This window comes from Falsirhodobacter sp. alg1 (genome assembly GCF_000739715.2).
Taxonomy (GTDB): Bacteria; Pseudomonadota; Alphaproteobacteria; order Rhodobacterales; family Rhodobacteraceae; genus Falsirhodobacter.
The window spans coordinates 1-488 of the sequence record NZ_BBJC02000140.1; the positions used below are offsets into that span (position 1 = coordinate 1).

2 protein-coding genes and 1 pseudogene are annotated in these 488 nt (G+C 59.2%); 2 read left to right on the forward strand and 1 reads right to left on the reverse strand.

All coding sequences use genetic code 11. The annotated features are described in order from the left end of the window. Nucleotides 1–178, reverse strand: a pseudogene (locus TR36_RS15380) (amino acid ABC transporter substrate-binding protein); the annotation flags it as partial. Nucleotides 179–192: 14 nt separating this feature from the next. Between TR36_RS15380 and TR36_RS16515 the strand changes: the two are divergent. Together TR36_RS16515 and TR36_RS14655 are read left to right on the forward strand one after the other, a co-directional pair. After that, the gene (locus TR36_RS16515) at nt 193–312 is read left to right on the forward strand and encodes a hypothetical protein (protein WP_370553474.1); all 120 of its coding nucleotides are present in this window, start codon (nt 193–195) and stop codon (nt 310–312) included. Further along, a partial coding sequence (locus TR36_RS14655) for a hypothetical protein (protein ID WP_202814464.1) occupies nt 309–488 on the forward strand: 180 nt, incomplete at its 3' end. The genes TR36_RS16515 and TR36_RS14655, both read left to right, overlap by 4 nt.

Below are 488 nucleotides of genomic sequence, written 5' to 3' on the forward strand. Positions count from 1 at the left end.
GGAAGGGCAAGGCGTTCTGGATCTCGCTGAAGGGCTGTCCGGCCAAGGCCAGCGGCAGCGGGCTTTCGGCAATCACCTGCCCCGACGAAACGCGGTCCATGACAAAGGCATCCACCCGGCCAAGCGCGGTATCCTGCGCGATATTGGATTCATAGGTCAGGATATTGATTTCATCCGAATAGGACGATCCTGCTGGCCTATGCTGCCGGATACAGTCAGGGCGAGGTTGCTGCCTTTCAGGGTGTGCCGCTTGGAACGGCCAAGGCATGGATACGACGGGGACTGGTTTCATTGCGGGGATGTCTGACATGACCCAAGATCGACTGGATACTGTGGGCGAATATGTTCTGGGCCTGATGGACGCTGCCGAGCAGACGGCGTTCGAAGCCGAGATGGCGCGCGATGAGAAACTGCGTGGCCGTATGAACGATTTTCGCGATCACATGCTGGCGCTGGATCTGAGTGTACCGGCTGAACCCTTGCCGGGC